This is a genomic window from uncultured Maricaulis sp., assembly GCF_947259345.1.
In the GTDB taxonomy this organism is placed as follows: Bacteria; Pseudomonadota; Alphaproteobacteria; order Caulobacterales; family Maricaulaceae; genus Maricaulis.
In genome coordinates this window covers 70,502-94,332 of sequence record NZ_CAMYLS010000024.1, presented here as the reverse complement: position 1 = coordinate 94,332, position 23,831 = coordinate 70,502, and the positions used below count along the sequence as shown (strand labels likewise).

At 64.2% G+C, this 23,831-nt stretch carries 27 protein-coding genes; 16 read left to right on the top strand and 11 right to left on the bottom strand.

All coding sequences use genetic code 11. The features are described 5' to 3' along the window. Positions 1 to 13: 13 nt before the first annotated feature. Genes Q0X62_RS11315 through Q0X62_RS11300 form a run of 4 tightly spaced genes read right to left on the bottom strand, consistent with a single transcriptional unit; the run spans position 14 to position 2,773 of the window. Positions 14 to 982, bottom strand: coding sequence for an L-threonylcarbamoyladenylate synthase (locus Q0X62_RS11315; protein WP_297735622.1), 969 nt, complete (start codon positions 980 to 982; stop codon positions 14 to 16). A 50-nt stretch (positions 983 to 1,032) separates the two neighbouring features. Further along, positions 1,033 to 1,581, bottom strand: coding sequence for a YceI family protein (locus Q0X62_RS11310; protein ID WP_297735620.1), 549 nt, complete (start codon positions 1,579 to 1,581; stop codon positions 1,033 to 1,035). Positions 1,582 to 1,587: 6 nt separating this feature from the next. Continuing rightward, complete coding sequence (locus tag Q0X62_RS11305) at positions 1,588 to 2,166, bottom strand: cytochrome b (RefSeq protein WP_297735617.1); 579 nt, start codon at positions 2,164 to 2,166, stop codon at positions 1,588 to 1,590. Position 2,167: 1 nt separating this feature from the next. Continuing rightward, entirely contained in the window at positions 2,168 to 2,773 is a 606-nt protein-coding gene (locus tag Q0X62_RS11300; RefSeq protein WP_297735614.1) for a YceI family protein, read from the bottom strand. Between the two features lie 154 nt (positions 2,774 to 2,927). On the opposite strand from Q0X62_RS11300, the gene Q0X62_RS11295 reads away from it, so the two are divergent. Further along, the gene (locus tag Q0X62_RS11295; RefSeq protein ID WP_297735611.1) at positions 2,928 to 4,685 is read left to right on the top strand and encodes an acyl-CoA dehydrogenase; all 1,758 of its coding nucleotides are present in this window, start codon (positions 2,928 to 2,930) and stop codon (positions 4,683 to 4,685) included. A 65-nt stretch (positions 4,686 to 4,750) separates the two neighbouring features. On the opposite strand, the gene Q0X62_RS11290 is transcribed toward Q0X62_RS11295, so the two are convergent. Further along, positions 4,751 to 5,443 (bottom strand): cytochrome b/b6 domain-containing protein, encoded by a 693-nt coding sequence (locus tag Q0X62_RS11290; RefSeq protein ID WP_297735608.1) that lies wholly within the window; start codon positions 5,441 to 5,443, stop codon positions 4,751 to 4,753. 105 nt (positions 5,444 to 5,548) lie between these two features. On the opposite strand from Q0X62_RS11290, the gene Q0X62_RS11285 reads away from it, so the two are divergent. Further along, positions 5,549 to 6,076 carry a hypothetical protein gene (locus Q0X62_RS11285; protein WP_297735605.1) on the top strand — a complete coding sequence of 176 codons (528 nt, stop codon included), beginning with the start codon at positions 5,549 to 5,551 and terminating at the stop codon, positions 6,074 to 6,076. Positions 6,077 to 6,142: 66 nt separating this feature from the next. Here Q0X62_RS11285 and Q0X62_RS11280 read toward each other — a convergent pair whose 3' ends face one another. Beyond that, positions 6,143 to 6,526 carry a hypothetical protein gene (locus tag Q0X62_RS11280; RefSeq protein ID WP_297735602.1) on the bottom strand — a complete coding sequence of 128 codons (384 nt, stop codon included), beginning with the start codon at positions 6,524 to 6,526 and terminating at the stop codon, positions 6,143 to 6,145. A gap of 198 nt (positions 6,527 to 6,724) precedes the next feature. Between Q0X62_RS11280 and Q0X62_RS11275 the strand changes: the two genes are divergently transcribed. The 13 genes from Q0X62_RS11275 (at position 6,725) to dxs (ending at position 17,078) form a co-directional block, all read left to right on the top strand. Further along, positions 6,725 to 6,919, top strand: a complete 195-nt coding sequence (locus Q0X62_RS11275; protein WP_297735598.1) for a hypothetical protein — start codon at positions 6,725 to 6,727, stop codon at positions 6,917 to 6,919. A 23-nt stretch (positions 6,920 to 6,942) separates the two neighbouring features. After that, complete coding sequence (locus Q0X62_RS11270) at positions 6,943 to 7,263, top strand: YbjQ family protein (protein WP_297735595.1); 321 nt, start codon at positions 6,943 to 6,945, stop codon at positions 7,261 to 7,263. 8 nt (positions 7,264 to 7,271) lie between these two features. Beyond that, the gene (lepB, locus tag Q0X62_RS11265; RefSeq protein ID WP_297735591.1) at positions 7,272 to 8,024 is read left to right on the top strand and encodes a signal peptidase I; all 753 of its coding nucleotides are present in this window, start codon (positions 7,272 to 7,274) and stop codon (positions 8,022 to 8,024) included. A gap of 46 nt (positions 8,025 to 8,070) precedes the next feature. After that, complete coding sequence (locus Q0X62_RS11260; RefSeq protein WP_297735588.1) at positions 8,071 to 8,943, top strand: NAD(P)-dependent oxidoreductase; 873 nt, start codon at positions 8,071 to 8,073, stop codon at positions 8,941 to 8,943. A gap of 46 nt (positions 8,944 to 8,989) precedes the next feature. Beyond that, positions 8,990 to 10,174, top strand: coding sequence for a helix-turn-helix transcriptional regulator (locus Q0X62_RS11255; protein WP_297735585.1), 1,185 nt, complete (start codon positions 8,990 to 8,992; stop codon positions 10,172 to 10,174). Between the two features lie 100 nt (positions 10,175 to 10,274). Beyond that, the gene (locus tag Q0X62_RS11250) at positions 10,275 to 10,994 is read left to right on the top strand and encodes a DUF4386 domain-containing protein (RefSeq protein ID WP_297735582.1); all 720 of its coding nucleotides are present in this window, start codon (positions 10,275 to 10,277) and stop codon (positions 10,992 to 10,994) included. Positions 10,995 to 11,415: 421 nt separating this feature from the next. Then, positions 11,416 to 11,823 carry an SET domain-containing protein gene (locus Q0X62_RS11245; protein WP_297735579.1) on the top strand — a complete coding sequence of 136 codons (408 nt, stop codon included), beginning with the start codon at positions 11,416 to 11,418 and terminating at the stop codon, positions 11,821 to 11,823. Positions 11,824 to 11,887: 64 nt separating this feature from the next. Continuing rightward, the gene (locus Q0X62_RS11240; RefSeq protein ID WP_297735576.1) at positions 11,888 to 12,823 is read left to right on the top strand and encodes a histone deacetylase family protein; all 936 of its coding nucleotides are present in this window, start codon (positions 11,888 to 11,890) and stop codon (positions 12,821 to 12,823) included. Between the two features lie 74 nt (positions 12,824 to 12,897). Then, a complete protein-coding gene (locus Q0X62_RS11235) occupies positions 12,898 to 13,497 on the top strand; it encodes a histidine phosphatase family protein (RefSeq protein ID WP_297735573.1) in 600 nt (199 codons plus the stop codon). A gap of 89 nt (positions 13,498 to 13,586) precedes the next feature. Continuing rightward, a complete protein-coding gene (locus Q0X62_RS11230) occupies positions 13,587 to 13,835 on the top strand; it encodes an exodeoxyribonuclease VII small subunit (protein WP_295696369.1) in 249 nt (82 codons plus the stop codon). Between the two features lie 2 nt (positions 13,836 to 13,837). Next, a complete protein-coding gene (locus tag Q0X62_RS11225; protein WP_297735570.1) occupies positions 13,838 to 14,191 on the top strand; it encodes a tRNA-binding protein in 354 nt (117 codons plus the stop codon). A gap of 59 nt (positions 14,192 to 14,250) precedes the next feature. After that, positions 14,251 to 15,138 carry a polyprenyl synthetase family protein gene (locus tag Q0X62_RS11220; RefSeq protein ID WP_297735567.1) on the top strand — a complete coding sequence of 296 codons (888 nt, stop codon included), beginning with the start codon at positions 14,251 to 14,253 and terminating at the stop codon, positions 15,136 to 15,138. 14 nt (positions 15,139 to 15,152) lie between these two features. After that, complete coding sequence (dxs, locus tag Q0X62_RS11215) at positions 15,153 to 17,078, top strand: 1-deoxy-D-xylulose-5-phosphate synthase (protein ID WP_297735564.1); 1,926 nt, start codon at positions 15,153 to 15,155, stop codon at positions 17,076 to 17,078. Positions 17,079 to 17,228: 150 nt separating this feature from the next. Here dxs and Q0X62_RS11210 read toward each other — a convergent pair whose 3' ends face one another. From Q0X62_RS11210 to Q0X62_RS11195, 4 genes are all read right to left on the bottom strand, one after another. Continuing rightward, on the bottom strand, positions 17,229 to 18,608 hold the full coding sequence (locus tag Q0X62_RS11210) for a S41 family peptidase (RefSeq protein WP_297735561.1): 1,380 nt from the start codon (positions 18,606 to 18,608) through the stop codon (positions 17,229 to 17,231). A 32-nt stretch (positions 18,609 to 18,640) separates the two neighbouring features. Further along, entirely contained in the window at positions 18,641 to 19,246 is a 606-nt protein-coding gene (locus tag Q0X62_RS11205; protein ID WP_297735558.1) for a TetR/AcrR family transcriptional regulator, read from the bottom strand. A gap of 147 nt (positions 19,247 to 19,393) precedes the next feature. Further along, positions 19,394 to 20,248, bottom strand: a complete 855-nt coding sequence (locus Q0X62_RS11200) for a universal stress protein (protein WP_297735555.1) — start codon at positions 20,246 to 20,248, stop codon at positions 19,394 to 19,396. Positions 20,249 to 20,259: 11 nt separating this feature from the next. Beyond that, positions 20,260 to 21,768, bottom strand: coding sequence for a SulP family inorganic anion transporter (locus Q0X62_RS11195; protein WP_297735552.1), 1,509 nt, complete (start codon positions 21,766 to 21,768; stop codon positions 20,260 to 20,262). A gap of 480 nt (positions 21,769 to 22,248) precedes the next feature. On the opposite strand from Q0X62_RS11195, the gene Q0X62_RS11190 reads away from it, so the two are divergent. Then, on the top strand, positions 22,249 to 22,983 hold the full coding sequence (locus Q0X62_RS11190; RefSeq protein ID WP_297735549.1) for a TlyA family RNA methyltransferase: 735 nt from the start codon (positions 22,249 to 22,251) through the stop codon (positions 22,981 to 22,983). A gap of 16 nt (positions 22,984 to 22,999) precedes the next feature. Here the strand turns inward: Q0X62_RS11190 and Q0X62_RS11185 are convergent, their stop codons facing one another. Further along, a complete protein-coding gene (locus Q0X62_RS11185) occupies positions 23,000 to 23,749 on the bottom strand; it encodes a hypothetical protein (protein WP_297735546.1) in 750 nt (249 codons plus the stop codon). Positions 23,750 to 23,831 lie beyond the last annotated feature (82 nt).

Genomic DNA, 23,831 nt, shown 5'->3' with positions numbered 1-23,831 from the left:
GTTCGAGGTCAGGTCAGATCAGATCGTCTTTGGGGGCGGCGGCGCGCTGCAGGCGGTCATTGATCGCTTCACCCAAACCCTCATTGGGGATGGGCGCAACCGCAATCCGGGACGCACCCTTGGCATCCAGCGCCCGCAAGGCCGCAAACAGGCCGGTCGCCGCTTCCGCGAGATCGCCGCTGGCAGACAGGTTGAGATCGCCGGCAATGGCGCCGAAACCGAGCAAGACCTCGCCGCCTTTGGCATCGGTCGCATTCAGACGCATGGCGGCCTTGGGGGCGTAGTGGCTTTTCATCATGCCCGGCGCGAGCAGGGTTTCGCTTGAGCCCGGCTCGGCCAGGCGACCGGTAATCGCTTCAATCTGCCGACGGGCCAGACCACCCGGGCGCAACAGGGTCGGCGTACCGCCCAGCAGGGCGATGACGGAGGATTCCAGCCCGACCGGACAGGCACCGCCATCCAGGATGAGGTCGATCCGCTCGCCCAGGCCTTCTGCGACATGGGCTGCCGTTGTCGGGCTGATGGCGCCGGACGGGTTGGCACTGGGCGCGACCAGCGGGCCGTCAAAGGCACGGATCAGCGCCTGGGCGGCCGCATGGCGCGGCGCGCGCAAGGCAATGGAGTCGAGCCCGGCATTGGCGATATCCGCGATCGGAGCGTCGGGGCGCTTGGGCAGGACCAGGGTCAACGGACCCGGCCAGAAGCTTTCGGCCAGCTGGTCCGCCATGTCCGGCCAGCCGGCCAGGCGCCAGGCCATGTTCGGACCGGAGACATGGGCGATCAGCGGGTTGAAGCGCGGACGTCCCTTGGCGGCATAGAGGCGGGCGACGGCGTCAGCATTGCCGGCGTCTGCCGCCAGGCCATAGACGGTCTCCGTCGGCATGGCCACGAGACCGCCGGCCTTGAGGATGGCGGCGGCCTCTTCGATCACGGCCGGGTCGCTGGCCGGTTTGATCGGGGCAGATGTGACGGATGCGCTCATGGCGATGAGCTAGCCCCGGGTGGGGTATTCATGCAAGCGCCGCTGGCAAGTTATTCTGCGGCATCCGCTTCGACATGGATGACGAGCGTGACTTCGGCCGCGGCCGAACCCCAGCTCGACCCGCCGACACCGAAATCGGCGCGGGCGATGGTGAAGCGGCTGTCTGCGATCGCGCGGCCGTCGCTGATCTCGAGCGTGAAGGGCATGACCATTTCCTGCTCGACACCCCGCATGGTCATGACGCCATGGGCCTCATAGCCGGTCTCGGTGGCGCGGACATCCTCGGAGACAAAGCGCGCGGTCTCGTAATCGGTCGGGTTGAGACCGGCATTGGACAGCATGCTGTCATCCATCTGGCGATTGCCGGTCGCGCCGCTGGCCGTGCTCACGCTGGCCTCGATCCGCGCCGCGTCCAGATTGTCCGGGTCGAGGGTGATGGTGGCGGTCCAGGTCTCGAACGCGCCGCTCACCGCCCCGCCGGAGACGGTCGTCTCGAAGCCGAGGCTGGACGCGTCATGATCGACGGTCCAGTCCTGGGCAGACGCCGGCAGGCTGAGCGCGGCAGAACCGGCGAGGGCGAGGAGGGCGGTACGCAACATGGCAGATTATCCTTTCAGGACGGGGATCATGCGGCCGATCAATCCATCCTTGTTGATGAACTGGTGCTTAAGGGCGGCCGCAACATGCAGGCCGAGCAGGCCGAGAATGGCCCAGCCACCGGCACCGTGCACGCTGGCCGTGATGTCCGCGAAGCCTTCGGTCTGCGGAACCGGGAGCTTGGGCAGGACAAGATCGGGATTGTTGAAGAGAAGGGTGGGTGGCTCGGCAGCGGAGGCGGCGACGAGGCCCCCCAGCGGCATGCCGATCATGATGGCGTAGAAGGCCCAATGTGTGGCCGTCGCGGCAAAGCGCTCCCAGCCGGCCATGCCCGCGGGCAGGGCCGGGACCGGATGGGTCAGGCGCCAGGCGAGGCGGGCGAGGGAGAGGACCAGGATCAGGAGGCCGGTCGTCTTGTGCATGTTATAGGCGAACTGGACCTCGCCGATGGTGACATCACCGCCGGCGAAGAGCGCGTCGCGGAGGTCTTCCATATTCCAGGCGTAGAAGACCATCCCGACCAGAAGTACGGCGAGAATCCAGTGCAAGGCGATGGCGACGCCCGTGTAACGCTTTGAGTCCGACATCTCAGTCTCCCTCCCTCAGGAATTCACTCTCGATCAGGATACGCACAGTCGGGCCGACAATGCTGTGTGGCAAATTGCCGATATTGAACAGGTCGCGATCGAGCTCACTGGTGGCGCTGAACCCGATGGCCGGCCGGCCTTCCAGCGGATTGGTCAGCCCGCCATGGAAGGTGACGTCCAGCGTGACCGGTGCCGTGACGCCATTGAGTGTGAGATCGCCAGTGATCTCGCCCGTCGTTTCGCCGGTGACCCGGATGGCCGTGCTCGCGAACAGGATTTGCGGGTGACGACCGGCATTTAGCCAATCCTCGGCGAGCTCGCTGTCGAAATCCGCGTCACCGGTGGAGATGGAGGCGGGGTTGATCGACGCGGTCAGCCGCGCGGCCTCCGGTCGTGACGGGTCAAAATCGAGACTCGCCTCAATCCCGTCGAAGCGGCCCGTGTACCAGCTCAGTCCCATATGGCGGACTTGCCAGGTCACGCTGGCATGCGCGGTATCCAGCGCCCACTCGCCTGCTGGCAGTCGCTCGGGGTCGGTGGTCGGCGTCAGGCAGGCACCCAGGGACAGGCAGCCGGCAAGGGCGAAGAGGCGGAGCAGGATTGTCATCTCACCCAGATATGGGGTGAACCGCCGTCGCGTGAAAGCCACACCTTGCGCCGGGATGGACAAAACACTGTTTCCGGATTCGCTTCATGGGAGGTTGGAGCTATGTTGCGGCCCACAGGAAATGCCATCAAGGCGATCCATAAGGAGGTTGGTCATGTCCTATCGCGCGCCCGTCGACGAAATGCGTTTCACGCTGGAAGAAGTGGCGGCCGTGGAAGGGCTGAAGGCAACCGGCGCCTTCCCCGATTTCTCCTCCGACCTGACCGGCGCCATCCTGGACGAAGCGGCAAAGCTGGCTGAAGGCGTGCTGGCGCCGCTCAACAAGGTCGGCGATGCCGAGCATTGCCAGCTGGCCAATGACACGGTGACCACGCCGACCGGCTTCAAGGACGCCTATGCGCAATTCGTCGAGGGCGGCTGGCAGGGTCTGCAATTCGAGGCCGAGCATGGCGGTATGGGCTTGCCGCGGGCGCTTGGCGTCGCCGTGCTGGAAATGATCCAGGGCGCCAATCTCGCCTTCGGGCTCGGCCCGATGCTGACCTATGGCGCCATCGAGGCGCTGATTGCGCATGGCACGGATGAGCAGAAGGCGATGTATCTGCCCAAGCTGATCACCGGTGAATGGTCGGGCACGATGAATCTGACCGAGCCGTCGGCCGGCTCCGATGTCGGGGCCCTGCGCACCAAGGCCGAGCCCAATCCGGACGGCAGCTGGGCGGTCTCCGGCCAGAAGATCTACATCACCTGGGGTGATCATGACTGCGCCGAGAACATTATCCATCTCGTTCTGGCCCGGACACCGGGCTCGCCCGAGGGCACCAAGGGCATCTCGCTCTTCATCGTGCCCAAAATCCTGCCTGATGGCTCGGCCAATTCGCTCAAACCGATCGGTCTGGAGCACAAGCTGGGCATACACGGTTCGCCGACCTGCACGATGGAATATGCCGGTGCGACCGGCTGGCTGATCGGCGAGGAAAATGCCGGCATGCGCTGCATGTTCACAATGATGAATTCGGCCCGTCTCAATGTCGGCGTCCAGGGCGTCGGCATTGCCGAACGCGCCTACCAGCAGGCTGTCGCCTACGCCGCAGACCGCAAGCAGGGCAAGGCCATCGACGCCGAGGGGCCGGCCCCGCACGCCATCATCCATCATCCTGATATCAAGCGGACCCTGTCGCTGATGAAGGCCAAGATCGCCGCCTCGCGGGCTGTCTGCATCTCCTGTGCCGTCTCTGCGGATCTCGCCCATTTCTCCGACGACGCCGAGGAAAAGGCCGCGGCCAAGCGGCGCGAGGAATTGCTCACCCCGATCGCCAAGGCCTGGTCCACCGATATCGGGGTCGAGGTCGCCTCGGCCAATATCCAGGTTCATGGCGGGATGGGCTATATCGAGGAAACCGGTGCCGCCCAGCATCTGCGCGATGCCCGCATCACGCCGATTTATGAAGGCACGAATGCGATCCAGGCCATCGATCTGGTCGGACGCAAGCTCTCCATGGCGGATGGCGCAGCCTTTGACGAACTCTATGCCGATATCGACCAGACCATTGAGAGTTGCCTGACCTCGTCTCACCCCGATCTGCCGCCGCTCGGCGAGCGCCTGCGTGACAGTCTGGAAGCCCTCCAGGAGGCCGCCGACTGGCTGGCCGAGGCGGACATGAAGGACCGTCTGGCCGGGGCCACACCTTTCCTGACCCTCGCCGGGGAGACGGTTGGCGGATGGCTCTTGTGTGTCGGCGCTGTCGCTGCGCGTCGCCGCCAGAAAGAGAATGTCGGGGATCCGGCCTTCGCCGCCCAGCGCATCGCCCTGGCCAATTTCTACGCCGAAGCCGTCCTCACCCTCGGCCATTCCCGCGTCGACGACATCACCATGGGCGCCGACATGATCGACGAGGTCGGTTTCGGCGTTTAGCGGCGCAGCGCTTCCCGCATCGGGCTGCGCAGAGAACCGGTGGCGGCGACGAATCCGCAGGCGGATCAGTCGGACTTGCGCTTGCGACCTGTGATCATGGCCCGCACCAGATTCTCGCGATGCATCAGGCTCGATGCGATGACGCCGAGAATGTGCAGGGCGACGAGGGCGAGCGTGAGATAGGTGAAGGCCGAGTGGAGGTTTTCCAGCGTCTCGCCTGATCCGCCGTCATGGGTGTCATCATCGTCCTCCTCATACCCGTCCCCGCGATGTTCATCGCGGTCGCCAAAGGCCTCGTCTCCGCCCGAAATGCCCGCCTGCGCGGTGGCGCCGCTGTCCTGCGAAGCGATCATGCCGGTCAACGGGCCGCGACCCTCTTCCGCCGCTAGCAGGGCCATCCCGGAAACCGTGGTTCCGGTCAGCGCGATCAGCAGCGCGATGATCATCGCGGCGCCGGCCGGGTTGTGCCCGAGGTGACGGTCGGCCTTCTTTGCGAACAGGCCCTTGATGTAGCGGAAAAAACCGCGCGGGCCGGTGACAAAGGAGGAGAAGCGGGCATGGCGGGTGCCCACCAGGCCCCAGATCACGCGCACCAGGACCGTCCCGGCGACGACATAGCCCGCCCAGGTATGGATGCCGGGTAGCTCGTCACCGCTGAGATAGGCGGTGAAAAAGCCGATTACGATCACCCAGTGGCCGATGCGCACGATCGGGTCCCAGACGCGGACGGTTTCTGCTTGTCTTGGCGTGGCGGTCATAGTTGAACCTCATCAAATCTGTGATGGATCTGATCGGCCAAACGCGGCGCAGGCGCCATGCGTCAAACGACAGGTTTGTCGAAATTTGGTGCTGGAGGCATTTTGATGTCGGATGACGCAGGACAGAAACTGGCTCGCATGGTGTCAGCCGCGATATTCGCACTGATTGCTGTCCTGATCGGGCTCGATCTCCTGCTCGACAGCCGGGACGGTGTCGGAGCTTTCCACATTGGTCTGGAAGGCAGCGTGCTGATTGCCGCGCTGATCGGCATGGTCACCATGCTTCGCCGCTTCGGTCGCGTGACCACCGATCTGGCTCGAGCCCGTGGCGACGCCGAGCGCTGGCGCCACCAGCATCAATCCCTGTTGCAAGGATTGAGCGCCGCCATTCGCAGCCAGTTCGACAACTGGCGCTTTACCGAGGCCGAGGCCGAGATCGGCTTCCTTCTGCTCAAGGGGCTCAGTCACAAGGAGATTGCCGAGGTCCGCGGCACCACCGAGCGTACGGCCCGCGAGCAGGCCCGTTCGGTCTACGCCAAGGCCGAGCTGTCTGGCCGCAGCGAATTGTCGGCCTTTTTCCTGGAAGACTTGCTGCCCCCGCATGCGGGAGCGTCGCAGCCTGCTAAGGGCTGAACGCGCCTGCGCGGCTGATTGATCATGGTGTTGGTGTCGAACCCGCCCGAGGTCGTCAGCCGCGCTTCAGACCCACATCGCGTCCGCATCCGGGTGACCGCGTCCGTCGAGCAAGCGGATCAGGCCGACCACGCCGCGGACCAGCATCCACAGCCAGATCAGGGCCAGGCCGATGAAGCCGAAGGGCAGCAGGATCACGGTCATGATCATCAGCGTACAGGCGAGAATGCCTACCACCGCCGTCCAGAAGGACTTGATCTGGAAGGTATAGTGAGATTGCAGCCAGTGTGGCGCCTGGTCCCGCCTGGCATAGGCGATGATCACGGCCAGCAGGCTTGAAATGCCAATGATGTTGCCGATCAGGAAAAGCACATAATTGAGCCCCGCGAACAGCTTGTCATCGCGGTCTGCAGATCGGCTGGAGCCGGGCTCGAAAATTGTGTCTGACATCTGGCAATTCTCCTTCATGCCCAGGATGGCTGAAGCGAAGCACGCCTCCAAGCGGGACAGGTCGGCGCTTGATCCCCTGCGGCCTTGCGGCCACGCAGGCAGCTTAAAATACCGTCATGGACAGGTGGGCTGCTTGGTTGTGCGCGCGTTTCGACGTATCGAAGACAGTAACACAACCGGTCAGGACCTGTTCAGCCCGTGTTAGCCAGAATACTCGATATCCTGATACCGGTCCTGCTGATTGGCGGTGGACTGGTCTATTTCGGCCTGTTGGCGGCAGGATTGCTGGCGGATTGGCACTTGCCCTATCCGGCGAGCTATTGGTGGCTGGCAGTGACGGGGTGCCCGGCTTTGGGGCTGGCCTTGATGTATTGGCGGGCTTATTCGGACTAGCCGGTTCCGGAAGGGGAAGAGAAATGAGTTTGATTGTCACGATGGCCGATACCGTGCCAGGCCGCGAGATTGACAGCGTGGTCGGCATTGCGCGGGGCAATGTGGTTCGCGCCCGCTTTTTCGGGCGCGATTTCATCGCCGGTCTGCGCAACCTCGTCGGCGGCGAAGTGCCCGAATATACCAATCTCCTGTCCGAATCCCGCGAACAGGCCCTTGACCGCATGGCCAGGCATGCGGAAACGCTGGGTGCCGACGCCATTGTGACGCTGCGCCTGTCGACCTCATCGGTCATGGAAGGTGCGGCGGAAATTCTCGCCTATGGAACGGCTGTAAAACTGAAATGAGTCCCTTGATGAAGCGTCTTGCTGGCCGTGCGGCCGACGAAATTATGGAAACCGTCCGGTTCATTGGCGGTGTGGTCGCGGTCTGGCTGGGTCTGGTGACCTTTGGTTTTGCCGCCTTTCACATCCCGTCTGAAAGCATGCAGCCATCGCTGGAAGTCGGCGACCGGGTGCTGGTGTCGAAATGGGCCTATGGCTACTCGGTGCATTCCTTGCCGCTCGGACTGGGCTATGTCCTGCCGGACAGCTGGAATGGACGTGTCGGCTGGTCGCAACCCCGTCGCGGCGACGTCGTTGTTTTCCGGGACGAAAACCAGTCACCCGCGCGCAATCTGATCAAGCGTGTGGTGGGCGTGGAAGGCGATGTGATCGAGGTTCGCGAAGGACGTCTCTACATCAATGGCGACGCCGCCCCGCGCCTGCTGGAAGACGTGCGCTCCTATCGTGAGGATCGCTCCAGTGCGGCCGTGACGGTGAGCCATTACACCGAGATCCTGCCAGGGGATCGCGAGCACCCGATCTATGAGCGTGGCGATAATTATGACCTCGACGATTTCGGCCCGGTCACCGTGCGTCCGGGCACCGTCTTCGTGATGGGCGATAATCGTGACGCGTCGCGTGACAGTCGAGCGTCGGGCGGTCCGGGTTTCGTACCGCTGGAAAATGTTGTCGGCCGCGCCGAGACGGTTCTGTTCACGCTTGAGCGTTGCCGCCGTGAGCAGGGCCTGCATTGTCCTACCGGCCGGGTCTGGCGCGGGCTGTAGGGGCGCTCTAGTCTCTCCCCGATACAACAGGATCGGGGAGAGCCGCATGAGCCTCAAGGGAAAAACCATATTCATCACCGGCGCGTCGCGCGGCATTGGCCTGGCGATCGGTGAGCGCTGTGCCCGGGATGGCGCCAATATCGTGATCGCCGCCAAGTCGGACACGGTGGATTCGCGTCTGGAAGGCACGATCCACACGGCTGCCGCTGCGATCGAGGCGGCTGGCGGGCAGGCGCTGGCGGTCAAATGCGATATCCGAGACGAGGCCCAGGTCGAGGCGGCGGTCGCTGCGGCGGTTGACCGTTTTGGCGGGATCGATGCGGTGATCAATAATGCGTCCGCCATCTATCCGCGCGGTACTGCGGACGTGCCGATGAAGCGCTACGACCTGATGCACCAGGTCAATGGGCGCGGCACCTTCCTGACCACCCAGAAATGCCTGCCGCACCTGATGAAGGCCGAGAACCCCCACATCATTGCCCTCGCCCCGCCGCTCGACATGCGCGGCATGTGGTTCGGGCCGCATGTCGCCTACACCTCGGCGAAATACCAGATGAGTCTGTGCATCCTGGGCTGGGGCGAGGAGTTCAAGGGGAAGATCGGCGCCAATGCGATCTGGCCGCGCACCGCCGTCGCCACAGCTGCCATCTCCAATGTGCTGGCCAATGACGAGGCGATGAAGAATTGCCGCAAACCGGAAATCCTCGCCGATACGGCCTACAAGGTCCTCAACAAGCCGGCGGCCGACTTCACCGGCAATTTCCTCATTGATGACAGCTTTCTCTGGGAAGAGGGCGAGCGCGATCTCGACCAGTATTCCTACGACCCGTCGATCGAACTCCTGCCGGATTTCTTCGTCCCGGAAGAGCCCGCTGCGCCTCCCGGCGTGAAGATCATGAATGTCACGCTTGGGCATTGAGGGCGGTGTTTCGGGCGCGGTCGCGACGGAGGGTTAGCAGGACCTGATGTCCGACACCTTCTCGACAATCAGCTATGCGCTTGCGGCCGGGTCGATCGGTTTTGCTCTGGCGATGGCGCTGTCCAGGCCGGACCCGCGCCGCGACCGCGTGCTGTTTTTCAGCCTCGTCCTGCTCGCCTTGCTCGTGCATGCGCTCGGCCAATTGCTAATCCTGTCGGGCGCCTTCCGTTTCGCACCGCACCTGGTGGGTCTGGATCTCTCATTGAAGATGGCGCTGGGGCCGGCGGTCTATTTCTATACCCGGGCGCTGGTCTCGCCCGAGGCGCCCTGCTTTGGCGGCCGTGACTGGACGGCGATGGTCGGTCCGGTCCTCGTGATTCTTGTCAGCCTGCCTTTCGCGGCGCTGAGCGCCGAAGAGAAGCTCGCACTCGTCGATCCGGCGACACGCAATCCCGACCATTTCCGGATCGCACTCTTTACCTGCACCGCCTCGCTTCTGCTTTTCCTCACATTCACCGCGGTCTACATCGTCGCAGCTGTCAGGCTGCAGAAGCGGCACCGGCGCCAGATGATGCAGGAGCTGGCGAATATCGAGCGGCAATCCCTCGACTGGCTTCGCACCATCCTGATCGTCTTCGCGGGGGCCTGGCTGTTTTTTGCGATCAAGCAGGCGCTCTGGCTGTCCGGGATGTCGATCCCGGCCTTCAACGCGGCCCTGGCCTTCACCGAGATGCTGGCGATCGCGGCCTTTGCCTTCCTGGGACTGAATCAGCCTTCCTTGCACATCGAGCCAGCGCCAAAGCCGGACACCGCGCCCCGGCGCCCAATTCTCACCGAAGAGCGGATGCGCCGCACGGCGACCAAGCTCCGCGATGCCCTGGGCAAGAACGGTCTCTATGCCGAGAATGATCTCTCGCTGCGCAAACTGTCCGACATCACGGGCGTGACCAAGAATCACATCTCCGAGACGCTGTCTCAGCACCTGGGTGTCAATTTCTTCGACTTTGTGAACAGTCACCGGGCCGAAGCGGCGAAACGCCTGCTCTCGCAAACCGACCTCGGCATACTCGAGATCAGCCTCGAGGTCGGCTTCAATTCCCGCTCAACCTTCAATGTCGCGTTCAAGAAACATGTCGGCCTGCCGCCGAGTCGTTTCCGGGAGGCGCCAGGCCAGGCGCCTGCGGATACCGGGAGACACTCGCAAAAAGAGCCCATGAGCGTGTCCGAATAGCCCCATCCGGACGACAGGTCTGTCAAACGTCCCCAGTTTCCTCACGCCGGCAGTCATGACCGGCCTGGATCACTGTTTTCAAGACGGGGGCAAGAACGCCATGTCTGCCATTCATCACACCGAGGAGTCCGCCCGCCGCATGGCCCGGTTGGCCGGCCTGTCCTATGTCATCTACACGCTCGCCGGGCTCTACATCACCTTCGGGTCCGTGCCGCCGCTGAGCGCATTCGTCGACGGAAGTGCCGCGTCGCAGAGCCTCGAATTCGGCTTCCGCACGGGGCTGCTCGCCGAGTCGGTGCTCTATGTCTTTGTCTGCATCTCGGCAGCCGCCATGTATGTTGTCCTGCGGTCGGTGAGCGAGGGCGGAGCGCTGGTCGCGGCCTTCTGCCGATTGATCGAGGGCGCACTAGGCGTCACCTTCATCATCTTCAAATATGCCGCCTTCGCAGCCGTCGTGAATCCGGATCTGACACCGGCTTTCTCGGGCGAGGAGCGGGCCTCGCTGATGATGCTGCTGCGCGACGTGACAGGCTCTGCCCTGTATTTCCTGCTCATCCCGATGGCAGTCGGCGGGGTCCTGTTCTTCTCGCTCTTCTTGCGCACGCGCCTTATTCCACGCTGGCTGTCTGCCTGGGGTATGCTGACCTATACCGTGATCGGTTTCCTGGCCGCGTCCATCGTGCTCTTTCCGGCGCTCGAACAGCACGTCATGCTCTTCTTCATACCGGGCGCGCTGTTCGAGTGGGTTGCTGCGCTCTGGTTGCTCTTCATGGGCATTAACACGAAGGCGCCCGAGGCGGGGCGCGCGGCGCTTGCCTGACTGTCCCTGCGCCGCAAATTCAGGGTGTGATGTTCATCACACCCTGAATAAGCCCTTGCCGCCACTCACAACTTAACCGTTGCCTGAATCCGATTCACCGCTAGCCTGATCTGTGTCTCGGACAAGCTGAGAGGGGCGGGGACATGCGCACACGATCAGGAAGCGGCTGGATCAGCGTGGTGGTGATTGCCGGTGTGGCGGTCGGTTTTGCGCTCGCCTGGATCCGGGCCGGCTCCAGCGTCGGCTTCTGAGCCCACCAACCGCGCGCGGATTTTCGCCGCCGGCCTCAAAATCCCGCTTGCGCTTTTCGAAAATTCGCCAATATGAGCATTGGAGCGTCGCACTCTGCGCTGGCTGGGCTGGACCCGGCGAGCGCCAATCCATCGTCGGCCGTCGACGCGGCTGGCCGGAGTGACCATCCATGCTTCTCGTGGAGACCTATCTCGCCCCCAGCCCGCTGGAAGGGCTGGGCGTTTTTGCGTCCGATTTCATCCCGGCCGGGACCCTGGTCTGGGTGCTTGATCCGGATGTCGACATCATTCTGACCGAGGCGCAATTGTCCGAGCGCCCGCCCGTCTACCGTCAATACATGCAGCGCTATGCCTATTTCGATCGCAGCCTGGGCGCCTATCTGCTGGACGGCGATCATGCCCGTTTCCTCAATCATTGCGGTGAGCCCAATCTGGACTTTCGCGCGGACGGCAATGGCGAGGCCCGCCGGGATATCCATCCGGGTGAGGAAATCTTGTGCGACTACAGCCAGTTCATGGCGGAAGTCGTGTTGCTGCCGACCGTCGTCCGTCATGAGCCGGCGCGCATGACCGCCTGATCCGCCGGGGATATCGTTTCGGGCGGGCTGGAAAGCGGCGCCCGAAACGCTCACACTGGCAGTCATGAAAACCACCATCTTCGACAGCCCGGCCAGTCGCCTTCACGCCGTGCCGGCCGGCCATCCCGAACATTCCGGGCGCTATGAGGCAACGCGTGCCGCTCTTATGGCCTTGCCCGGATGTGACTGGGTCGAGAATTCCGGCCCCGCGGGCATGCCCGATCTCGCGCGTTTTCACACCGCCGCCCATGTCGACCGCGTGCTCAGTGCCAGCGCGGAGGCGGAGGCCGGCGAGTGGGTGGCACTGGATCCCGATACACTGGTCTGCGACCGTTCGGCCGCGGCAGCGCTCAATGCCGCCGGAGCGGCCGTGGCCGCGATTGACCGCGTCATGGCGGAGGAAGGCGGAGCCGGTTTCGTGCTGGCCCGGCCGCCAGGCCATCATGCCGAGCCCGATCGGGCGATGGGGTTCTGCCTCTTCAACACGATTGCCATCGCGGCCACGCATGCGCTGGAAGTGCATGACCTCAAGAGCGTGGCGATCATCGATATCGACGTGCATCACGGCAATGGCACACAATGCCTGGCCGAGCGCGACCCGCATGTTTTCTTTGCCTCACTGCACCAGGCGCCGCTCTATCCGGGCACGGGCGCGGAAAGCGAAACCGGCCTGGGCGGCAATGTGCTCAACATGCCAATGCCGGCGGATACAACGGGCGCGCAATGGCGGGCCCGCTTCGAAACCCAGCTCGTTCCGGCGCTGCAGCGTGTGCGTCCGGAGCTGGTCCTGGTCTCGGCCGGATTCGATGCGCATGCGGATGATCCGGTTGGCGGCTGGGGCCTGCGCAGCAATGACTATGCCTGGGCGGCAAGGCAGCTGGCTGGGATTGCTCGCGATTTTGCCCAATACCGGCTTGTTTCCGTGCTGGAGGGTGGCTACGACTGTCCGGCCCTGGGGCGATCGGCGGCGGCTTTTGTCGGCGCGCTGTCCGAGGCGTGAACCCGTTTTCTGCCAGGCTGCGTCGGGGCGCACCGGCTTGAGGCCTTTCGCCCCGCGCGTGACCGTGACTCTGCATGACCGAAATCACCCCCGCCACGCCCAAGCGGCCCGGCTCGATCACCATTGCCCGACACGGCCAGCCGCTCGCGAACCGCGAGGCGATGATGGATTGGCGCGGCTATGAGGACTGGTGGGACAATATCTACCAGCCGGCCCCGCTGGTCGATGGCCAGGTCGCGCCCGAGCCGCTGAAAGCCCAGGCCGTCGAGGCACACACGATTTTCGCCTCGACCTTGCGCCGTGCCATCGAGACCGCCCAGGCCGTTGCGCCAGGACGTGAGCTGGTGATCGACAAGGATTTAGTCGAGGCCGAGCTGCCCCCACCACCCTGGCCGGGGCGATTCATGGCGAAGACCTGGGGTGTGTTCGCCCGCTGCACCTGGTGGCTGGGTCAGTCGCGCGGTCGGGAAAGCCGGGTCGAGGCCGATGAACGCGCGGCGCGTGCCGTCGAGCGCCTGATCGCGGCCGCCGAGGCGGGCCCGGTGGTTTGCTGCGCTCATGGCTGGTTCAACCGCATGATGCGCCCGCATCTCAAGGCCTCCGGCTGGGTCTGTGTCCGCGATGGCGGGGACAGCTACTGGTCCTGGCGTCGCTATGAGTATCGCGGCAACTGACCCGCCGACTGAACGGGCGATTGCCGCGCCGGACCGGGCTTCCTATGGTGGCCACGAATTCCGACCCTGACCGTTGACGGAGAGACAGGATGGCGTCCGAGCCGCATGCCGACATTGCGACCCTGAGCTTTGAAAAAGCCCTCGCCGAGCTGGAAGGTATCGTCCGCCAGCTAGAATCCGGCGAGGTCGAACTGGAGCGCTCGATCGAGATTTACGAGCGCGGCGCGGCCCTGCGCGCGCATTGCGACAGCAAGCTGCAGGCGGCCGAGCTGAAGGTCGAGAAAATCGTCCGCGGCGAGGATGGTCAGCCGGCCACGGAACCGGCCGGGCTCGACTAGGCATGTCGGACGACGCGCCCGAACTCGCCTCCATCGAGGATTTCCTCAAGCTGGATATCCGTATCGGGACGGTCGTGCGCGCCGAACCCTTTCCCGAAGCCCGCAAGCCGGCCATCCGCCTGTGGATCGATTTCGGCGGCGAGCTGGGCGAGAAGAAATCCTCGGCCCAGATCACCGCCCATTATACGCCGAACGCCCTGATCGGACGGCAGGTTCTGGCGGTCGTGAATTTTCCGCCGCGCCAGATCGGGCCGATGCGCTCGGAAGTGCTGACACTGGGCGTTTCTGATGGCACAGGAGAGATCGTGCTGATGGCGCCGGATCAGGCTGTGCCCGACGGTACGCGATTGCATTAGACGAACAGGCTCGCCGCCCGGCCGAACCGGGCTGTCAGCAAAGTGGAGCAGGCAGGTCGATGGACAATTTCGAACAGCGACTCAATGAGCATGCCGACCGCGTGACGGTCGCGCTCGATGCGCTGCTGCCGCGTGCCGAAGGGCCCGAAGCCCACCTCAATTCCGCCATGCGCTATGCCGCCCTCGGGCCGGGCAAGCGTCTGCGTCCTTTCCTGGCGATCGAGGCCGGTCATCTCGTTCATGCCGAGGAGCGCGGCGTTCTGCGCGCTGCCTGCGCCCTGGAATGCATCCACGCCTATTCGCTGATCCATGACGATCTGCCCTGCATGGATGATGACGATATGCGCCGGGGCCGCCCGACGGTGCACAAGGCCTATGACGAGGCGGCGGCGGTCCTTGCCGGTGATGGTCTGCAATCGGTCGCCTTTGAAATCCTCGCCCATCCCGATACGCATCAGCGCGGCAGTGTGCGTGCCCGCCTGGTTGAGCGCCTTGCGCGCGCCTCGGGACCCTATGGCATGGTCGGCGGGCAGATGATCGATATCCGTGCCGAGACCGAGCAATTCGACATTTCCGTGGTCACCCGCATGCACCGGATGAAGACCGGCGCTTTGATCTCCTATGCGGTCGAGAGCGCGACCATTCTCAAGGATGTCGAGGATCATGTACGCCGGGCGCTTGAAGGGTTTGCCCATGATCTCGGCTTGGCCTATCAGATAACCGACGATCTCCTGGATGCCACGGGCGATGCGGGCGAAGCGGGCAAGGCGGTCGGCAAGGATGCCGGTCAAGGAAAAGCCACCTTCGTCACCATTCTGGGAGTTGAAGGCGCGCAAGACCGTTCGCGGCACTTGGCCGCACAGGCCAAGGAACACCTTGAACCTTTCGGTGCGCGAGCAGATGTTTTGAGAGAGGCCGTCGACTTCATCCTCGCGCGGCGCTCGTGAAAGGCCACATGCCCATGGCACTGAAGACCCCGATCCTCGACACCGTCAACTCGCCGGCAGACCTCAAGAATCTGCCGCTCGACCGGCTCAGGACGCTGGCCGACGAAGTGCGCGCGGAGACGATTGATGCGGTCTCGGTCACCGGTGGTCATCTGGGCGCCGGTCTCGGCGTGGTCGAGCTGACCACGGCCCTGCACCATGTTTTCGACACGCCGACCGACACGCTGATCTGGGATGTCGGCCATCAATGCTATCCGCACAAGATACTGACCGGTCGCCGCGACCGGATCCGCACCCTGCGCCAGCCGGGCGGCCTGTCCGGCTTCACCAAGCGCTCGGAAAGCGAATACGACCCCTTTGGCGCCGCTCATGCCTCGACTTCGATCTCGGCCGCCCTCGGCTTTGCCGTCGGTCGCGACATCAAGCAAGAGCAGCGCAATGTGATCGCCGTCATCGGTGATGGCTCCATGTCGGCGGGCATGGCCTATGAGGCGATGAATAATGCCGGCCATATCGGTGGCCGCCTGATCGTCATCCTCAACGATAATGACATGTCCATCGCCCCGCCGGTCGGCGCGATGAGCCATTATTTCGCCCGCCTGGTCTCCTCGCAGAGCTATCGCTCCATCCGCAAGCTCGGCAAGGGCGTCGCCAAGGCGTTGCGCGTCGAGGAAGCGGCGCGCCGGGCCGAGGAATACATGCGCGGCATGGCCATGGGCGGTACGCTGTTCGAGGAGATGGGCTTTCGCTATGTCGGCCCGATCGACGGCCATGATCTCGACCAGCTCGTCCCGGTCCTGCGCAATGTGCGCGACGGGGATGCCGGTCCGGTCCTGATCCATGTCGTGACCCAGAAGGGCAAGGGCTATGCCCCGGCTGAGGCCGCCGAGGACAAGTATCATGGTGTCGCCAAGTTCAATGTGATCACCGGCGAGCAGCAAAAATCCAAGGCCGATGCGCCCTCCTATACCAAGGTCTTCGCCCGCCAGCTGATCCGTGAGGCCGAGGCCGATGACCGTGTTGTCGGTATCACCGCCGCCATGCCGGGCGGCACGGGCATGGATTTGTTCGGCGAGCGCTTCCCCGATCGCATGTTCGATGTCGGCATCGCCGAACAACATGCCGTCACCTTCGCCGCCGGCCTCGCCGCCGACGGGATGAAGCCGTTTGCGGCGCTCTATTCCACATTCCTGCAGCGCGGTTATGACCAGGTCGTCCATGATGTGGCGATCCAGAAACTGCCCGTGCGCTTTGCCATCGACCGCGCCGGCCTTGTCGGCGCTGACGGCGCGACCCATGCCGGCAGTTTCGATGTCGGCTATCTCGGCGCCCTGCCGGGCCTGGTGGTCATGGCCGCCGCAGACGAGCTCGAGCTGTCGCGCATGGTCAAGACGGCAGCCCTGATCGACGATACCCCCTCCGCCTTCCGCTATCCGCGTGGCAATGGCACCGGCATCGAGATCCCGGACGTGATCGAGCCGCTGGAGATCGGCAAGGGCCGCATCGTCCGTGAAGGCTCGCGCATCGCCATTCTCTCGCTCGGCACTCGCCTGGAGGAAAGCCTCAAGGCTGCCGATGCGCTCGCCGCCCAGGGTTTCTCGACCACGGTCGCCGATGCCCGCTTCGCCAAACCGCTCGACGAGGACCTCGTCCTGCGTCTGGCGCGCGAGCATGAAGTCCTGATCACGGTGGAAGAGGGCGCCCGCGGCGGTTTCGGCGCCTTTGTCCTGCACCTGCTGGCCGAGACGGGCGCGCTCGATCGCGGCCTGCGCGTCCGCACCATGACCCTGCCGGACATCTTCCAGGACCAGGAAGCCCCTTTCGACATGTACGAAACCGCCGGCCTCAACGCCCGCCACATCGCCGCCAAGGCGCTGGAAGCCATGGGCAAGGATGACGCGGCTGCGGAACGTGTGGCTGCAGCGCTGATCGCGGGCTAGGGGCGGTTGCATCGCGTCCTTCTCCCTTGGGGAGAAGGTGGCCCGTAGGGCCGGATGAGGGGGAAGCGCTGTCCGGCGCCGGGATGTCCCCCTCACCCTGACCCTCTCCCAAGGGAGAGGGAAGGCGCCTTCATCCGGAAATCCGCCGGCCTAGTGCAGCTCTGCCAGAGCCCGTACCGCCGCGGCATGCCCGCCCACCGGATCGTCGGCCGGGTAAACATTCAGCTCGATCTCCGGCTCCAGACCGCGCGCTTCGTGGACCTCACCATCCCCATCCGCGAAAATCTCGTTGGCCAGTTCCAGATACCAGCCATTGGGGAGGGGTTTGGCGAGCGGGGTGGAGAAGGCGCCGCGCGTGGTGGTGCCGGCCTGGGTCACATGGGGCAATTGGCGCAGCATCATCGTGGTGATCTCGCCGGCGGAGACCGTCACATCACTGGTCAGCACATAGGTCGGACCGGTGAAGCGCGGCCCGTCATGAGGCTCGATGCGGTAGCTGGCGAGCGCGTCTCCATCCCAGTCGGTGCGCACGGTGTAGCCGTCATAGGCGGCGTCCGTGAAGCGGCTGGCAATGTCCCGGGTGACGGCGTCATAACCGCCGCGATTGTTGGACAGGTCGAGGATGACAGCATCCAGATCGGCAAACGCGGTCAGGGCCTCGTCCAGCATCGCGTCCAGCGCTGCCAGTTCCGCTGCGGCCCATTCCGGCGTGCCGGGGGTTTCGGTGTCGACGAAACCGCCCATGGTGAAAATCTGGATATAGCCAATGCGCTGATCGATCGTGCCAATGATGACCCGGTCATTGCCGATATGGCGGGCGCCGGGGTCGAGCAGATCCGTCATCGTCTGGTCGATCAGACCGATCAGCCAGGGCGTTTCCCCCATACCGCTCGTGATCATGGGCAAGGTCTCGCCGAGGCCGAACTGGGCCCGGCGGCGTTCGCCATCGATTTCGGCGATGAGCTTGGTATGGCTGTCGCCGAGCGGCTCGATCAGATCGGACAGGACATCGAACAGGGATTCGTCATCCATCTCATCGCTGACACGGGACTGCGCAGCCTCGACGGCGGCGTCCCAATCGACCCCGCGACGCTCGAAAGCAGCGTAGTGGCGCGTAAAAATACCGACAAAGGTGTCGAACACGGCAGTCGGTGAGGTCAGGTCCTCGGCGCCGCAATGGGCGGGCAGGCTGGCGTGTCGCTCGAACACGGCATGCCCATCGCTCGGCAGGTATTCGAAGCGCGCGGTCTGGTCATTGATGGGGGTGAAATAGCGGTACTCGACCTGGCTCATCAGCGTCGGGCCGTCCTGCATCGTGCGATAGCAGCCGGCCGGGGTGTCCTGCCAGCGTGTGATCCCGTCTGCATCAATTTCGAGAATCCAGCCGCTCTCCTGAGACAGCCAGACACCGCGGGCGACCGGCAGGGTGACCCCTTCGCTCATGATCACTTGCCGCTCAGCCGGCTGGTCCGGCGAGGCGCAGGCCGTCAGGCACAGGGCGGTGGCGATGGAAATCAGGGCGCGAGACATGGGAACTCCTAAAAAATGACCGCGGTCATCTTTTAGCGCTTCGGTGGCTCGCTGACAATCCTGCACAACTGCTGAAGGGTCGCGAGGCGGGCATTGAGCAGGCTGCGCGCGTCGGCGACGCGGTTGGCGATCATCACTTCGCGCCAGGTGCCCGTCGCCAGGGCCGCGACCAGGTCAGCGAGGGCGTCAGGCGCGACATCGCTGCGCCAGACCCGGTCTTGCATTGCCGACTGGATCTCGTCCAGCAAGCACGCCCGAAACGCCGTATCGACCCTGTACTCGGCGTCCTGGATCGAGGCGGTCCGGGTCGCTTCCGCATTCTTGGCGCGCCACAATTCCGGTGCTTTCGCGGCCTCGGCCCCACCGCTGTGGATCCGTTCCACGAGGCGTTCGATTGGGGACAGGCCGCCGGGCAGGGCAGCCGCGAGACTGGCCATCATCGTGGTTTCGTACCACTCCGCCAGAATGTCGGCCTTGTTCGGGAAATGATTGAAGAAAGTGCCCTTGGCGATTTTCAGCTCACGGGTGATCATCGCCACGCTGACCGCGTCATAGCCGTCCCGCTCGAAAAGCTGGAGGCCGGCGTCATAGATCGCCTGGCGGAGGGCCTGTTTCTTGCGGTCGCGCAATCCGGTCATGGTGCGAGTATGAGCGATATTGTGACCGCGGTCACTTTGGCGTTTCAGCCGGGGGCGGGTGGTCCCCTGAAGTCCAAGGTCAACCAGGGGACATACCCGTCCTGCGTCCGGCTTTCGCCGGACATCCAACGAGGATGACACACGTCTCTACCGGAACAGCATCACCGGGATGTGGCAATTGCGGATCATGTCGGTGGTGGTCGAGCCGATCACCAGATTGCGCAGGCGGGAATGGCCGTAGGCGCCCATCACCAGGAGCGAGATGGCTTCGTCCTCGACATAATCGACGATCACCTTGTCCGGGTCGCCGGTGCGGATGGCGGTGGTGACGGTGTGGCCGGCCGCGCGCAGGTCTTCAGCGGCGCTTTCCAGGGCGTCAATGCGGTTGGTGTCGTCCTTGCCGACCGTCAGCAGGTGCAGCGGGATGTCCTTGAAGAGCTGGCCGTCGGCGATGTGGGTGACGGCTTTGCGGGCACTGGAACCGCCGTCGAAGGCAATCAGCGCCCGCTCGACCGGGACGAACTTTCTTGATGCGACCATGACCGGCTTGTGGGCAGCGCGGACAATGCGTTCCAGGTTGGAACCGAGATGCTCGGGGGCAAAATCGGCGGCCTCGCCGCGCTTGCCGACCAGGATGAGATCGGCGTCGCTCTCGACCTGTTGCAGCGCTTCGACCAGATCGCCGTGGCGCAAGCGGCGGGACACCTCGGGTACGCCGTGGTCGGCGAGATAGGCGGCTGCCGCGTCAAGGATGGCGTGGCCGCGTTCCTTGGCCAGCTTGGCGCGTTCTTCGTCATGCGCGGCGAGCTTGTCCAGCAGGTCGTGCTTGGCGCCCAGGCCCAGCGAGCCGGAGAGATTGGCCGGCAGGCTCTGTGTGTCGCGGCGCCCGAGCACGTGCAACAGCTCGATGTCGGCCCCCATTTTCGAGGCCACCCAGGCGGCATGATCGCAGACGCTTTCGCCATAGATCGAGCCGTCGACGAGAAGGATGAGTTTGGTCATGGAAATCTCCCCTAATGGCCCATCAGCTTGTCGAGCGCGCCGGGCGTGTCATGAATGCCCAGTCGGTCGACCAGGGTCTTGCTCGCCTCATTCATGCCGAGCAATTCCACCTCGGCGCCCTCACGCCGGAACTTCAGCACGGCCATGTCGACTGCCGCGACGCTGGAGAGATCCCAGACATGGGCCTGGCTGAGATCAATGATCACGGTATCGACCGCATCCTTGAAATCGAAGGCACGCAGGAAATCTTCGGACGAGGCGTAGAAGAGTTGACCATCGACCACATAGGTACGGGTTCGCCCGCCCTCGGACAACGCGCTGGTAACAGTAAAGGCGCGTGATATCCGCCAGGCGAAGAACAGCCCGCTGAGCAGGACACCGACGCCCACGCCAATCGCCAGATTATGCGTCGCCACGACGCCGATCACGGTGGCGACCATGACGAAGCTGGAACTCTTGGGATGATCGCGCAGATTACGGATCGAGCTCCAGGAGAAGGTCCCGATCGAGACCATGATCATGATGGCCACCAGGGCGGGCATCGGGATTTGCGCGACCAGATCGCCAAGCACCAGGATCATGAACAACAGCACCGAGCCGGCGGTCAGCGCTGACAGGCGACCGCGCCCACCCGATTTCACATTGATCACCGACTGGCCGATCATGGCGCAACCGGCCATGCCACCGAAGAAACCGGTGATGGAATTGGCGATGCCCTGACCGATGCATTCGCGATTGCGGTCGCTGGGCGTGTCGGTGAGATCATCGACGATCTGGGCTGTCATCAATGACTCCAGCAGGCCGACGGCGGCCACGGCGGCCGAGTAGGGCAGGATGATCATCAACGTGTCGAGATTGAACGGGATGTCCGGGATCAGGAAGACCGGCAATGTCGTTGGCAGATCGCCCATGTCACCAACCGTGCGCACATTGTCCCAGCCGAAAAAGAGCGCCAGGCTGGTCAGCACGATGATACAGACCAGCGGCGAGGGGATGGCCTTGGTGATGTAGGGGAAGCCGTAAATGATCACCAGGCCGGCGCCGACCAACACATAGGTGAAGGCGCTGACATTGGTCAGCTCCGGCAGCTGCGCCATGAAAATCAGGATCGCCAACGCATTGACGAAGCCGGTGATCACCGAGCGCGAGACAAAGCGCATCAGATCACCCAGCTTGAGAAAACCGGCGCCGATCTGCAGCAGGCCGGCGACCACGGTCGCGGCGAGCAGGTATTGCAGCCCGTGTTCGCGGACCAGAGTGACCATCAGCACCGCCGTCGCCGCCGTCGCGGCGCTGATCATGCCCGGACGCCCCCCGGTGAAGGCGATGATCACCGCGATGGAGAAACTGGCATAAAGCCCGACCCGCGGATCGACCCCGGCGATGATGGAAAAGGCGATCGCCTCCGGTATCAGCGCCAGCGCCACCACGATGCCGGCGAGCACGTCACCGCGCAGATTGAAAAGCCAGGTCCGGCGGAACTGGTCGAAGACCGCAGGGTCAAGAGTGGGGAGTCGCATGACAATATCCGTTCGCTCGCGCCAGCATCCCGGCGATGGATGCTCCAGGCGCGTGGTCCAGGCTGCCGCAGCAGCGTAATTTCGGAACTGGCTGTTGAATTCGCGTGGCCCGTGACGCGGGCAGCGCTGTAGCCGTTGGCGAGCGGATAGCACAATTGGTGGGAATGGCAAACCTGCCGGAGAGAGTCCGGATGGCCCTGCCAGCCTCTCTTGCCGGTCAGTCTGGCGACGGGTGCGCTAACAGAGGCGGCATGGCGTTTCCGCACATGTCGCGGATTGCGGCCACCCTCTGGCGCGCAGAAGCGTCGGCGCGCGGCACCAAGCGGGACTGCTGGGCGTTCGACGTCGCCCCGGCCCTTTTCCCTTGGAGAGGCAAGGCCGCGCGCCAGGCGCGCCAACCCCGATGCAAACCGCCATGGCTCCCGCACCGCGCCTCGCGCTATCCTGACCCACAAACCCAACCCCAACCGGACCCCGCCCATGCGTGCAGACCTCTATCTCGTCGAACACGGTCATTTCGACACGCGGGCGCGGGCCCAGGCGGCGATTGCGGCGGGGAAGGTGTCGGCCAATGGCGTGGCGGTGACGAAGCCGTCGCAGAAAATCGCGGACGGGGCCGAGATTGTCGCCGAGGCAGCTCATCCCTGGGTGTCGCGGGCCGCGCTGAAACTGGTGGCGGGGCTGGATGCGTTTGGCGTGGATCCGGCGGATCGGGTCTGCCTTGATGTGGGGGCGTCGACCGGCGGGTTTACCGAGGTCCTGCTCTCGCGCGGGGCGCGGCACGTCTATGCGGTGGATGTCGGGCGGGATCAGCTCCACCCCTCGCTTCAGGCGGACCGGCGGGTCACATCGCTGGAGGCGACCGATGCCAGATCATTGGCGGCGGAGGCATTTTCCGAGCCGCCCTCGCTGGTCGTCTGTGATGCCAGCTTCATTTCCCTGCTCAAGGTGATCGCCCGACCCCTGGCGCTGAGCGCACCGAGCGCGACTCTGATGGCTCTCATCAAACCCCAGTTCGAGGTTGGCAAAGCGCTGATCGGCAAGGGCGGGCTGGTAAAGGATGTCCAAGCCCGCGACGACGCTGTGGCTGCCGTGCGGGCCGGCCTTGAAGGGCTTGAGGGGTTTTCCGTCGGCGCGATCATTGACAGTCCGATCGACGGGGGCGACGGCAATAAGGAATACCTTATCGCCGCCAACCGCTCCATTCAGGGCTGAATCGCTCTCTTGCGGTCTACTGACCGTATGTGTCGGCCGGGCGCCAGATACCGTCGCTGCCCTGGCACATATAGACCTGGTCGGTGACGGTCTGGCCGTAGGCGTCCAGGCGACGCGTCTGGGACCAGTGGCAGGTGCCGGTGGCACTATTGGTGGAATAGGACGCGGCGTTGTAGACGCGGGCCGGCTCGGCGCGCTCGCGGCCGCCGAGCAATTCGCCCGATGAGCCATAGTCCTGGCTGTTGGCGTAATACTCGTCTTCATAATAGCTGTTATCGCCGTAATCCGCCTGGTAGCGGTCGTCATAATAGCCATCATTGCCATACCCGGCGTCCGAATAGCGTGCACCCGGCTTGTCGCCATAATAGGGTCGCTGGTTGACCGGGCGGCGGGTATTGCAGTCGCCGCCACCGGCGATGCCGGCGCCGATCACGGCACCGACACCCAGGCCGGCAATGGTGCCGACTTCCTCGGCATTGCCGCGATCGCGGTGCTGGTAGCGATGGCCGCGACCACCGCGACCCCAACTGCCATGCCCACCGCGTCCGCGGCCCCAATGGCTGTCCCGGCTGTGGCGGTTGTTATTGCTGTCATCGGCGAGTTCATTGCCGATCACAGCGCCCAGCAGGCCACCAATGATGGCGCCGGCGACTTGCCGTCCCTGGCGCTCGGATTCACAATCCTGGTAATTCTGGGCCTGGGCCATCGACGGCAGGGTGAAACTCAGTGCCGTGGCGGCCAGAAGCGTGGGGGTCAGCAATTTCATCTCTACCTCCATTAAGGGTCGGTCCGACGGTCTCTCGCCGGTGTTGATCCCGTTCTAGCGCGTCGTCGATGAGCCGCGGATG

What these genes read in the sequence shown, in the direction of transcription:
- Q0X62_RS11315 (WP_297735622.1), bottom strand. Translation starts at nt 982, where the DNA reads ATGAGCGCATCCGTCACATCTGCCCCGATCAAACCGGCCAGCGACCCG.
- Q0X62_RS11310 (WP_297735620.1), bottom strand. Translation starts at nt 1,581, where the DNA reads ATGTTGCGTACCGCCCTCCTCGCCCTCGCCGGTTCTGCCGCGCTCAGC.
- Q0X62_RS11305 (WP_297735617.1), bottom strand. Translation starts at nt 2,166, where the DNA reads ATGTCGGACTCAAAGCGTTACACGGGCGTCGCCATCGCCTTGCACTGG.
- Q0X62_RS11300 (WP_297735614.1), bottom strand. Translation starts at nt 2,773, where the DNA reads ATGACAATCCTGCTCCGCCTCTTCGCCCTTGCCGGCTGCCTGTCCCTG.
- Q0X62_RS11295 (WP_297735611.1), top strand. Translation starts at nt 2,928, where the DNA reads ATGTCCTATCGCGCGCCCGTCGACGAAATGCGTTTCACGCTGGAAGAA.
- Q0X62_RS11290 (WP_297735608.1), bottom strand. Translation starts at nt 5,443, where the DNA reads ATGACCGCCACGCCAAGACAAGCAGAAACCGTCCGCGTCTGGGACCCG.
- Q0X62_RS11285 (WP_297735605.1), top strand. Translation starts at nt 5,549, where the DNA reads ATGTCGGATGACGCAGGACAGAAACTGGCTCGCATGGTGTCAGCCGCG.
- Q0X62_RS11280 (WP_297735602.1), bottom strand. Translation starts at nt 6,526, where the DNA reads ATGTCAGACACAATTTTCGAGCCCGGCTCCAGCCGATCTGCAGACCGC.
- Q0X62_RS11270 (WP_297735595.1), top strand. Translation starts at nt 6,943, where the DNA reads ATGAGTTTGATTGTCACGATGGCCGATACCGTGCCAGGCCGCGAGATT.
- lepB (WP_297735591.1), top strand. Translation starts at nt 7,272, where the DNA reads ATGAAGCGTCTTGCTGGCCGTGCGGCCGACGAAATTATGGAAACCGTC.
- Q0X62_RS11260 (WP_297735588.1), top strand. Translation starts at nt 8,071, where the DNA reads ATGAGCCTCAAGGGAAAAACCATATTCATCACCGGCGCGTCGCGCGGC.
- Q0X62_RS11255 (WP_297735585.1), top strand. Translation starts at nt 8,990, where the DNA reads ATGTCCGACACCTTCTCGACAATCAGCTATGCGCTTGCGGCCGGGTCG.
- Q0X62_RS11250 (WP_297735582.1), top strand. Translation starts at nt 10,275, where the DNA reads ATGTCTGCCATTCATCACACCGAGGAGTCCGCCCGCCGCATGGCCCGG.
- Q0X62_RS11245 (WP_297735579.1), top strand. Translation starts at nt 11,416, where the DNA reads ATGCTTCTCGTGGAGACCTATCTCGCCCCCAGCCCGCTGGAAGGGCTG.
- Q0X62_RS11240 (WP_297735576.1), top strand. Translation starts at nt 11,888, where the DNA reads ATGAAAACCACCATCTTCGACAGCCCGGCCAGTCGCCTTCACGCCGTG.
- Q0X62_RS11235 (WP_297735573.1), top strand. Translation starts at nt 12,898, where the DNA reads ATGACCGAAATCACCCCCGCCACGCCCAAGCGGCCCGGCTCGATCACC.
- Q0X62_RS11230 (WP_295696369.1), top strand. Translation starts at nt 13,587, where the DNA reads ATGGCGTCCGAGCCGCATGCCGACATTGCGACCCTGAGCTTTGAAAAA.
- Q0X62_RS11225 (WP_297735570.1), top strand. Translation starts at nt 13,838, where the DNA reads ATGTCGGACGACGCGCCCGAACTCGCCTCCATCGAGGATTTCCTCAAG.
- Q0X62_RS11220 (WP_297735567.1), top strand. Translation starts at nt 14,251, where the DNA reads ATGGACAATTTCGAACAGCGACTCAATGAGCATGCCGACCGCGTGACG.
- dxs (WP_297735564.1), top strand. Translation starts at nt 15,153, where the DNA reads ATGGCACTGAAGACCCCGATCCTCGACACCGTCAACTCGCCGGCAGAC.
- Q0X62_RS11210 (WP_297735561.1), bottom strand. Translation starts at nt 18,608, where the DNA reads ATGTCTCGCGCCCTGATTTCCATCGCCACCGCCCTGTGCCTGACGGCC.
- Q0X62_RS11205 (WP_297735558.1), bottom strand. Translation starts at nt 19,246, where the DNA reads ATGACCGGATTGCGCGACCGCAAGAAACAGGCCCTCCGCCAGGCGATC.
- Q0X62_RS11200 (WP_297735555.1), bottom strand. Translation starts at nt 20,248, where the DNA reads ATGACCAAACTCATCCTTCTCGTCGACGGCTCGATCTATGGCGAAAGC.
- Q0X62_RS11195 (WP_297735552.1), bottom strand. Translation starts at nt 21,768, where the DNA reads ATGCGACTCCCCACTCTTGACCCTGCGGTCTTCGACCAGTTCCGCCGG.
- Q0X62_RS11190 (WP_297735549.1), top strand. Translation starts at nt 22,249, where the DNA reads ATGCGTGCAGACCTCTATCTCGTCGAACACGGTCATTTCGACACGCGG.
- Q0X62_RS11185 (WP_297735546.1), bottom strand. Translation starts at nt 23,749, where the DNA reads ATGAAATTGCTGACCCCCACGCTTCTGGCCGCCACGGCACTGAGTTTC.